At 70.2% G+C, this 7399-nt stretch carries 4 protein-coding genes and 1 pseudogene; 3 read left to right on the top strand and 2 right to left on the bottom strand.

Annotated elements, in window-relative coordinates; genetic code table 11:
* Positions 1-25: 25 nt before the first annotated feature.
* The gene (locus G4D87_RS07615; RefSeq protein ID WP_240358086.1) at positions 26-781 is read right to left on the bottom strand and encodes a GNAT family N-acetyltransferase; all 756 of its coding nucleotides are present in this window, start codon (positions 779-781) and stop codon (positions 26-28) included.
* 101 nt (positions 782-882) lie between these two features.
* Here G4D87_RS07615 and G4D87_RS07620 point away from each other — a divergent pair, with 101 nt between their 5' ends.
* Complete coding sequence (locus tag G4D87_RS07620) at positions 883-1341, top strand: hypothetical protein (RefSeq protein ID WP_163780425.1); 459 nt, start codon at positions 883-885, stop codon at positions 1339-1341.
* A gap of 157 nt (positions 1342-1498) precedes the next feature.
* Entirely contained in the window at positions 1499-3946 is a 2448-nt protein-coding gene (gene gyrB / locus G4D87_RS07625; RefSeq protein WP_163780427.1) for a DNA topoisomerase (ATP-hydrolyzing) subunit B, read from the top strand.
* Between the two features lie 93 nt (positions 3947-4039).
* Here the strand turns inward: gyrB and G4D87_RS07630 are convergent, their stop codons facing one another.
* Positions 4040-6934 (bottom strand): protein kinase domain-containing protein, encoded by a 2895-nt coding sequence (locus tag G4D87_RS07630; RefSeq protein ID WP_163780429.1) that lies wholly within the window; start codon positions 6932-6934, stop codon positions 4040-4042.
* Positions 6935-7145: 211 nt separating this feature from the next.
* Here G4D87_RS07630 and G4D87_RS07635 point away from each other — a divergent pair.
* Positions 7146-7399 (top strand): annotated as a pseudogene (locus G4D87_RS07635) (hypothetical protein); the annotation flags it as partial.

Here is a 7399-nt window from a genome sequence, read left to right on the forward strand (position 1 = left end):
CCGGAGCTGGAGGCGCCGCGCTGACTCAGGCGCCCGAGCGGCCCCAGGTCTCCCACGCGCCCAGGTCCCGGTAGCCCAGGCGCTGGTACAGGGGCTTCGCCTCCGGCGTCGCCTGGAGCACCGCGGCCGTCATCCCCCGTGCCCGTGCCTGGTGGTGCAGCCCGCGCATCACCTGCGCGGCCAGCCCCCGGCCCCGGGCCTCGGGCACCGTGGCCACCATGTAGATGCCCGCGGTGTCACCCACGTCCCGGGCCATGCCACATGCGAGGGGAACGCCCGCCACCTTCGCGACCAGCGTGTGCACGGGCAGCCGCGGCGGCCGCAGCCAGACGTCGAGCTGGCGCCCCAGCTGGCCCCACGTGCGCTGGTTGATGGCGACCATGTCGTCCTGCGTTTCGGAGACCTCCAGGGAGATGTCCGGAGGGGCGTCGGGCACGTCCCCCAGCGCCAGGCCCATGGCGTCCGTCCGGACCGCGTCGGGGCCGAAGCCGGCGGCCTCCAGCACCCGCCGGGCCTCGGTGTCTCCGGGCGGCAGCACCACGCGCCAGCCGGGCAGGTCCAGGCGCCGGTAGAAGTCCGTCAGGGCGGGAAGGGCGTCGCGCAGCGCCCCCGCGTCGTGGAAGAAGGCCTGCTGGGCCCGCGAGTGCTCCGGGTGCTCCGGCAGGCAGAAGGCGTCCACGCCCGGCAGGCCCAGGTGCCGCAGCGCGCCCCGCTCCCGCTGAAGGTGCTTGAAGGCGATGACGTTCGACAGCAGGCGCGCGGACAGCTCGGCATTCGTCATGAGGCTCCGGAGCGTAGGGCACGCTCCGCCCGGCGGAGAACAGACGCGGCGCTCAAAACCGCGCACCCGCGCGCTGGGAGGATTAGGGTGCGGGGGCACTCATGAGCAGCCCGCGCTTCTTCGCCTTTGACCCTCGCGCCACCCGCATCTCCCTGTTCGTGGGGGCCTGCGTGCTGGCCGTCCTCACCGCCTGGGCCCTGGCGGAGGCCCGTGACGCAGGGGGTGTCCAGGCCGTGGCCCGCGCCGGCGTCTCCGCGGGGCTGATGTTGACCTTCCTGGTGTCCTTCCACCGCCTGCGGCCCCGCACGGGCTGGGGCGTCACGGTGGACGCGCGGGGCGTGCGCGTGGCCCGGCCCTTCAGCCAGAAGGCGCTGGACCTGCACTGGGGGCAGATTGACCACGTGCGCCGGATTGGCCGGAAGGGGAGCGTGCTCGCCCTGTTCCTCAAGGAGGAAGGCCGAGTGCTCGTCACCCGGCATCTCTTCGCCCGCAAGGCTGTTTTCGACGAGCTGTTCGCGGCGCTGGAGGACCGCGTCCCGCCGCCCCGCTTCGACGCCTGAACACCCCGTTTCCGGGGGCCGCCTCCCAGGCAGGCGGCCAGGCGGATTTCACGAATGTTTACGCAGCCTTGCGAGTCCTCGTTAACCTTGTTCGACGTGCCTTGAAGTGGTACGCACGGACCTGTTGCAAGGCTCCTTTTCCCAAGGACAGCTTCACATGGAAAAGACCCCCGCTACCGGCTCGGCGGTTGCTCCGCCGCCCGTGGAGTATGGGACGGACAGCATCACCAAGCTCGAGGGCCGCGAGGCGGTCCGGAAGCGCCCCGGCATGTACATCGGCGACACGATGACCTACGGGCTCCACAAGCTCGTGTACGAGGTCGTCGACAACGCGGTGGATGAATCGCTGGCCGGGCACTGCACCGACATCGAGGTCGTCATCCACGTGGATGGCTCCTTGAGCGTACAGGACAACGGGCGCGGCATCCCCGTGGGCCCGCACCCCAAGTTCCCCAACAAGGACACCCTGGAGGTCGTCCTCACGGAGCTGCACGCCGGCAGCAAGTTCGGCAACGGCGCGTACAAGGTCTCCGGCGGCCTCCACGGCGTGGGCGTCACCTGCGTCAACTTCCTCTCGGAGTGGTTCAAGGTCCGCGTCCAGCGCAACGGCACTGTCTACGAGCAGTCGTACGCGCAGGGCATCCCGGACTCGCCGCCGCGCGAGGTGGGCACCACCGACAAGCGCGGCACGTACATCGCCTTCAAGCCGGACTCCACGGTGATGGAGCTGGTGGAGTTCAGCTTCGACACGCTCAGCCAGCGGCTGCGCGAGCTGGCCTTCCTCAACGCCGGACTGCACATCACCGTCCGCGACGAGCGCACGAACAAGGAGCACGACTTCAAGTTCGACGGCGGCATCTCCTCGTTCGTGGAGTACCTCAACAAGTCGAAGCAGACGCTCCACGACAAGCCCATCGCCTTCAGCACGGAGCGCGAGGGCGTCACGCTCGACATCGCGATGCAGTGGAATGACGGCTACGACGAGCGCATCTACACCTTCGCGAACAACATCAACACCCACGAGGGTGGCAGCCACCTGTCCGGCTTCAAGGCGGCGCTGACGCGCACGCTCAACAGCTACGCGGAGAAGGGCAGCCTCTGGAAGGACCTCAAGGAGACGCCTACCGGCGAGGACGCGCGTGAGGGCCTGTCCGCCGTCATCTCCATCAAGCTGACCAACCCCCAGTTCGAGGGGCAGACGAAGACGAAGCTGGGCAACAGCGAGGTGAAGGGCCTGGTCGAGCAGATGGTGAACGACCAGCTCGGCTCCTTCCTGGAAGAGACGCCCATGGTCGCCAAGAAGGTCGTGGCGAAGATTGGCGACGCGTGCCGGGCGCGGCTGGCCGCGCGCAAGGCGCGTGAGACGGTGCGCCGCAAGGGCGTGCTGGACGGCGGCGGGCTCCCCGGAAAGCTGGCGGACTGTCAGAGCCGCGACCCGAACGAGAGCGAGCTCTACATCGTGGAGGGTGACTCCGCAGGTGGCTCCGCCAAGCAGGGGAGGGACCGGCGCAACCAGGCCATCCTCCCGCTGCGCGGCAAGATTCTCAACGTGGAGAAGGCCCGCTTCGAGAAGATGCTCACCAGCGCCGAAATCGTGACGCTCATCACGGCCCTGGGCACGGGCATCGGCGCGGAGGACTACGACCCGGAGAAGGCGCGCTACCACCGCATCATCCTGATGACGGACGCCGACGTGGACGGCAGCCACATCCGCACGCTGCTGCTCACCTTCTTCTTCCGGCAGATGCCGGAGCTCTTGCAGAAGGGCTACCTCTACATCGCGCAGCCGCCGCTCTACAAAGTCACGCGCAACAAGAAGGACCAGTACGTCAAGGACGAGGCCGCGCTGAACGAGTACCTGCTCAAGATTGCCTCCGAGCACGCGCGGGTGCTGACGCCCGAGGGCGAGCTGGGTGGCGCGGAGCTGAAGGCGCTGCTGGAGAAGGTGATTACGTACGAGGAGCGCCTGGAGAAGCAGGCCAAGCGCCGGGACGCGCGCGTGGTGGACGCGCTGGTGCAGGGCGCGCGGCTGTCGGCGGAGACGCTGACGGACGAGGCCGCCCTGGAGACGGTGGTGAAGGCCACCTACGCCACCTTCGAGCGCCGCATGCCGGACGTGCTGGGCCGCGTGCGCCACGAGCTGGTGCAGGACCCCGAGCACCACACCAAGAAGCTGGTGTTCCACACCGACGTGAACGGCGCCATGCGGGAGACGGTGCTCGACCACGCCTTCCTGTCGTCGCCGGAGTACGTGGAGCTGACGGCGCTGCGCGACGCCTTCGTGGCGCTGGGCAAGCCGCCGTACAAGGTCCGCGTGGACGCGGGAGAAATCACCGTCTTCTCGGTGCAGGAGGTGCTCGCCGCCGTCCGCAAGGACGCGCAGCGCGGCCTGGGCCTGCAGCGCTACAAGGGCCTGGGTGAGATGAACCCGGAGCAGCTCTGGGACACGACGATGAACCCGGCCACGCGCACGCTGCTCCAGGTGCGGGTGGAGGACGCGGTGGAGAGCGACGAAATCTTCTCGCTGCTGATGGGCGAGGCGGTGGAGCCGCGGCGCGAGTTCATCGAGCGCAACGCCCTGGACGTGCAGAACCTGGACATCTGAGTCCGTCCCGAGGAAAGACGCGTGGGCCCGGTGCCCCCCAGGCCCCGCGCCCACGTGCCTTTCCCGTCCTTGTCGAGCCGGGCCTCCGCGCCGCTACCGCTCCGAGCGGCCTGAGCCCCTCAGGGCCTCCGCGCGCTCCTTGCGGCTCATGGCCGTCACGTCGACGATGTCCACCTCGAAGGCACCCTTGTTGTCGCTCACCTGGAGGTCGGGGAAGGTGCAGTGCAGGTCCTCCGTGTTCTTCACCTGGTAGCGCTTGCCGGTCTCGAGGACGCGGTGGGTGGCGCGCACGGATTCGGGCGCCGGCCCGCGCTCCATGCACAGCACCTGGCGGACGCGGCCGTTGGCACCGGGGCGCAGCTCCGCGAAGTCGTCACGCACGGTGAGCAGGTAGGTGGAGCGCGGGTTGAGGCCGCGCAGCACGATTTGGTGCTCGGGCTTCAGTTGCACCGCGTGCTCCTTCGCGTCAAAGGTGAATGAGCGCGGCGGCACGTAGGCGGACTGGCGGACGTTGATGCGGATGGAGCCGCTGTTGTCGTCCGGCCCGCCGTCATCCAGCGCGAAGACGTGGAGCTTGCGGGCGCCCTTGATGGTGCGCGTCGACGTGCCGAGCAGGCCGAAGCTGCTGTCCACCGGCCCGTCGCCCTCGATGAGGTAGGCCAGCGTGCCGGAGGCGGTGCGTCGGCCTTCGGCCATGGACGCGTTGCCCTGCGTCCACACCGAGTAGGTCGTGCCGGGGTTCAGCTCGATGCTGGCGGTGTTGTATTCGGGCAGGGGGACGGCGTTGTACTGGGGGCGCAGCACCAGCACGCGCGTGGGGTAGTCCACCTCGTGCATCGTCCGCTGCGGCGTGTCCTCCTCCTCGGCCCCGTCCTGGGTGACGGCTACGTCCGTTGCCGCGCCGCCGTCCTCCTCCGGGGCTCCCGCGCCACCGTCCTCCAGGGGGGCGCCGCCAGCCTCCGCCACCAGCGCGGCGCCCGCGTCCTCGTCCGGGGCTCCCGCGCCACCGTCCTCCAGAGCGTCCGCCACCAGCGCGGCGCCCGCGTCCTCCTGCGCCGCCGCCACGGCCACCTCGACGGGCGGCGGCGGTGGCGGCGCGGCGATGGGCTTCAGCTCCGCCGTCAGCGGCTCCACCAGGCTCGACGTGGGCGTGAAGCGCTTCGTCCAGGGCAGGTGCCCGGGCAGCGTCAGGGCCAGCGTGTTGGCCTCGCCAATCTTGACCTCCACCATCAGCGGCGTGGCGCCCTTGAGCACCTGGTCGTTGAGCCGCACGGTGGCGCCCGCGGGCTTGGAGGCGAGCCACAGCGTGGTGGTGGAGGCGTACGCGTCGTCGGACGTGGACTCGCGCGCGAAGACGAGCTTGTAGAACACGCCGACGAGGAGCAGCGCGGCGGCCGCATAGATGACGGACATCGTCACGATGCGCGCCTTCTCCTTCCCCTTCGCCACGCGCGCGGCCTCTTCGCGCGCCAGCGCGTCCCGGGCGTCGTCCACGGTGGTGCGGTAGCCCTTGCCACTCCAGGTTCCCACCGGGTGCGCCTGGGTGGTGGGCTCCTCGGCCTCGGCGGCGGGCACTTCGATGGGGGTGTCGTGCGGCGTGGCCTGGGTGGGGAGGGGCGCTTCGCCCGCGTCGGTGCTCGGCTCGTCGCCCAGCTCCGGAACGGGGGGGCCGGGGCGCTCGGCGGTGTACGTCCTGCGAGCGCCGCCCTCGGAGCGAGGCAGCTGGGACTGGGTCACCCGCCGCATGCCGCTGCTCGTGGGACGGCGCACCCCTGGGTTGCTCCTCGCGGGGCGACGGCCTGCCTCGCTGCCAGGGCGGCCGCTGTCGCTGCCGGGCCGGCCGCTGTCACTGCCAGGGCGTCCGCTGTCGCTGCCGGGGCGTCCGCTGTCGCTGCCAGGGCGGCTGCGCACGCCGGGGCTGGAGCCCCGCTGGGCGTTGCTGGACGGGAGCCGCGCGCGGCCCTGGGTCGCTTCCGTGACGCCCGTCTGCCAGGCGGCGAGCTGCTCCTGGAAGACGGGGGACACCTCCACCCGGCGGCCCTCGGCGGTCAGCTCCTCCGCGAAGAGGTGCGCCATGAGCTGCGACAGCAGGGTGGGGGTGAAGCGCGGGTTGTCGCGGTAGAGCAGCTCCACCAGCGACTCGCTCAGGTCCTTCGCCGTCTGGTAGCGCGCCTCGCGGTCCAGCGCCAGGGCGTGGGAGATGACCGTCTCCACGTCCTCGCTGAGGGTGGGGTTGTGAGCGGACGGCGGCAGGCGGTCGCCCACGAGGATGCGGGGCAGGACGGTGACGAACTCCCCTTCATAGGGGCGCTTGCCGCACACCATCTCGTAGAGGACGACGCCCGCGGCGTACACGTCGGTGCGCGCGTCCAGGTCCTGCCGGCCCTGCGCCTGCTCCGGGGAGAAGTACGGGTACTTGCCCTTGAGGGTGCCAGGAGACGTCTTCGCCTCCACCGCGCTCGTCACCTTGGCGATGCCGAAGTCGATGACCTTGACCTCGCCCTCATAGGAGATGAGGACGTTGTCCGGGGACACGTCGCGGTGCACCAGGCCCAGCGTCTGCCCGTCGTCGCCCACGTGGCGGTGCGCGTAGTCCAGGCCGTCACAGAGCTTGCTGGCCACATGGAGCGCCAGGGACTCCGGCAAGAAGCCCATGCCCATCCGCTGGGCGCGGCGCAGCACCTTGGACAGGGGCTGGCCCTGCACCAGCTCCATGGCGATGAAGTACTGCCCGTCCACCTCACCGAAGTCGAAGATCTGCGCGATGTTGCTGTGGCTCATGCTGGCCACCACGCGCGCCTCGCCGATGAACATCTCGACGAAGTCCGCATCGTCGACGAAGTGCGGGAGGATCTGCTTGATGACGCAGGGCTTGGTGACGCCCGCCGCGCCCGTCATCCGCGCGCGGTAGGTGACAGCCATGCCTCCCGCGGCGATCTTCGAGAGGAGGACGTATTTACCGAATTGCTGAGGGCTGTTTTCCGCCACGGGGGAGGAGCATACCTTCCTTCCGGGGAAAATCTCGGTTCCAGATTGCACTCTGTGCGAAGTTTTTCAGGGTTGCCGAGGTGTGAGGCTTCACAGTTCTTCACGCAGGGCGCCTGCCGCGCGGGGCCTCGGCGCGGTTATCTAGCGGACTCGCCTGCGCTTGCCGGCGGGCGGGGGCGGCCGGTCCCTCACGGAGAAAGAGGCGTCGCCGATGGTGTCCGAGCTCCCCCTTCGCTCGCGGTGGGGCGCCGTGTGTCTGAGTGGAGTGCTGCTGTTCTCGACGCCGGGCCTGGCCCGAGGTGGAGATGGCGGCCCGGAGGTCCCGGTGGATGCGCCCCTCCAGGCGCGGGTCGGCCCCTCCCTGCAGACGTTGGGGCAGGTGCCCCCGGAGCGCCCCGACTTCAAGCCGCTGGCGGTGCCGGTGGCGGTGGTGCCGGGGTTGCTCTTCCACGGGCTGGGGGCCCT

The organism is Myxococcus vastator (genome assembly GCF_010894475.1).
In the GTDB taxonomy this organism is placed as follows: Bacteria; Myxococcota; Myxococcia; order Myxococcales; family Myxococcaceae; genus Myxococcus; species Myxococcus vastator.

Excerpts from the sequence above, each read along its gene's own strand:
- G4D87_RS07615 (WP_240358086.1), bottom strand. The coding sequence starts at position 781 with ATGACGAATGCCGAGCTGTCCGCGCGCCTGCTGTCGAACGTCATCGCC.
- G4D87_RS07620 (WP_163780425.1), top strand. The coding sequence starts at position 883 with ATGAGCAGCCCGCGCTTCTTCGCCTTTGACCCTCGCGCCACCCGCATC.
- gyrB (WP_163780427.1), top strand. The coding sequence starts at position 1,499 with ATGGAAAAGACCCCCGCTACCGGCTCGGCGGTTGCTCCGCCGCCCGTG.